A 2,461-nucleotide genomic window follows, 5' to 3' on the forward strand; every position below is an offset into this window, starting at 1 on the left:
CGCGGGGCGGCGAGCGGCGCAGGGCCTCGACCGGCGCGTCCAGCAGCGGCCAGGCCGGCGCCAGCACGCTCAGCCCGCGCGCGGCGTAGCGGTCCTGGAAGCGATCCCAGTGCCTGGGCGTCAGCCAGGCGCCGTGGATCAGCAGGACGGTGGCGGTCACGACGGGCTCCGATCCAGGATCATTCCGCCGCGATCAGCGGCCAGGCCGCCTCGCGCTCGCCGCCGCGCAGGCGACGCCAGACGCTGGGCGACTGGCCCTCGAAGCGGCGGAACATCCGGCAGAAGTGGGCCTGGTCCGACAGGCCGCAGGCCAGGGCGATGGCGGCCAGGCTGTCGCCGGTCGACAGCATCATGTCCTTGGACCGGGCGATCCGGCGGCGGTTGACATAGGTCTTGGGCGCGTCGCCGAAACTGGCGCGAAAGGCCCGCGAGAAGTGGCTGGGGCTGAGACGGGCGGCGGCGGCCAGTTCGGCGCTGGTCACCCGGTCGGCCAGCCGCGCCTCCACCAGCGCCTTGACCCGCAGAACCTGCCAGGGCGCCAAGCCTCCGCGTTGCAGGGCCGGCGGGGCGGCAGGCGCACCCGCCGTCTGGGGGGCGAAGCTGCGCGAGGCGGCCGCGTCAATCTGCGGCAGCAGCCGCACCGCCACGGCGATGCAGCGCTCGGCGTCGGCGGGGTCGGTGGCCAGGACGTGGCGGGCCTGCTGCAACAGCTGGCGGATCTGGTCGTGAGCCGGTTCGGGGGCCGGTTCGGCGCCTGTGTCGGAGGCGCGGGTCATGACGGTCTGGGCTTGCATCGTCGCTCTCTTGGGAAGGTGGTCAGTCCAGGACGCCGCCGACCACTTGCCGGCGCAGGAGCAAACTCAACCAAGGCGCGCCTGCGCGCCATTCCCGCACGGGTGAAGCGCACTCACCCAGGCGGGTGAAGAATCCCGCCCCCTCTGGGACCGCTACCCCATCAGGCTTCCTTCACCTTCACCCCGCGCGCCTCGTCAGAGAACAGCGACAGCAGGCCCAGCGCCGCCGACGGCCAGAAGGCCGCAGGCCCCAGCAGGGCGAAGGCCAGAGCCCCCAGGCCGCAGCCGGCCGCGAACAGGCCGACGGCCGCCGACAGCTTCCTGATCCGGGCGATCGAGGCCCCCCGATCGGGTCCCCGGCGGATCAGCTCGGCGACGTCGAGCATGATCTGAGTGGTCGAGCCGGTCATCAGGGTGGTGGGCGGCGCGGTCGGGATGTGCACCCGGTGGGCGGCGTTCTGGATGGCCATGGCGCAGACGAAGACCGCCGCCACCAGGATCAGCTGCCAGCTGTCGCCCTTGGCGAACGGCGCCAGGATCACGGCCAGGGCCGAGCCGGCGACCAGCAGCACGGTCTTCACCCCCAGCATGATCCGCAGCACCGGCAGGCCCTCGGCCTCCAGCCGGAACGTCACGAGGCGGCTGATCACCACCGCCGCGCAGAAGATCGGCAGCACCAGGAGCTTGGCCACCGCCCCGTCGGCCCCGTGGATCATCGCCGCGCCGAAGGTGACGAAGTTGCCGGTGACGTGGGCGACGAACAACCCCTGCAAGGCCAGGAACCCGACCGTGTCGAGATAGCCGCCGTTGAAGCTCATCACCTTCGAGAGGCTGGGAAAACGCATGGTCACCATCCGTACTTGAGCTCGACGCCAAGATAGTCGCTGTCGTCCCGGCCGGCGGCGCGCAGGGCGCTTCCGGCTTCGAAATGGACGGCCTCGACCGTGCCCGTCAGGCTGCGATTGAAAGCGTAGTCGGCCCGCAGGTGGCCATAGGCGCCGGTCCAGCGTCCGCCCTGCCCGGCGGTGCCGGCATAGGCTGCGAAGGGCTGGCCGTAGATCGCGTCCGCGCTCGTGCGACGCCACTGGCCGGCCAGGGCCGCCATGACGGTCAGCTTGCCGGTCGGCGCCACCGTCACCGAAGGCTTCAGGTGCGCGATGTTGGCGTAGCCGGTGTAGCCGGCGCGGGTGAAATAGGCGGCGTTAGGATAGAGCGGATTGAAGGTCCCCAGCCGTCCGTCGCCCTTCCGCGCATCCCCGCTGGCCAGGTCGCCTTGCAGGCCAAGACGCGGCGACCAGGGGACGCCCGCGAACGTCCAGCCGCCCCGCGCCCCGGCCGCCCAGGCGCGGACGTCGGAAGAACCGACCTCGCCCCGTTGGGCCATGGTCTCCAGGTCCCAGTCGAGACCGCCCGCCTTGCCGGTGTAGCGCAGGTCATAGACCTGGCGATCCTCCTGCCCGACCACGTCGCCGTAGCGGGCGGTCGAGCGGGCCAGGCGGCCGGCATAGGCCGAGACCGCGCCGCCGAAGACCTTGCGCTCCACCCGTGCGAAGTCGAGCCGAACATGGCCGCTGGACGTGTCGTCGAAGGCCTCGGCGTCGGCATATTGCACCGGCTGGCTGATGACGCCGGCCAGGGTCCAGGGGCCCCGGCTCCAGTCGACCCAC

General features: G+C 71.9%; 3 protein-coding genes. All 3 read right to left on the bottom strand.

What is annotated here, in order from left to right; genetic code table 11:
- Nucleotides 1-179 precede the first annotated feature (179 nt).
- Nucleotides 180-794: an AraC family transcriptional regulator gene (locus DMC18_RS25740; protein ID WP_233245345.1), complete on the bottom strand. Its 615-nt coding sequence runs from the start codon at nt 792-794 to the stop codon at nt 180-182.
- A 161-nt stretch (nt 795-955) separates the two neighbouring features.
- Complete coding sequence (locus DMC18_RS24250; protein ID WP_110121535.1) at nt 956-1,639, bottom strand: YoaK family protein; 684 nt, start codon at nt 1,637-1,639, stop codon at nt 956-958.
- Between the two features lie 2 nt (nt 1,640-1,641).
- Nucleotides 1,642-2,461, bottom strand: an 820-nt coding sequence (locus DMC18_RS24255) for an alginate export family protein (RefSeq protein ID WP_158285979.1), incomplete at its 5' end; no start/stop codon positions are given.

Source organism: Caulobacter sp. D5 (assembly GCF_003185805.1).
Taxonomy (GTDB): domain Bacteria; phylum Pseudomonadota; class Alphaproteobacteria; order Caulobacterales; family Caulobacteraceae; genus Caulobacter.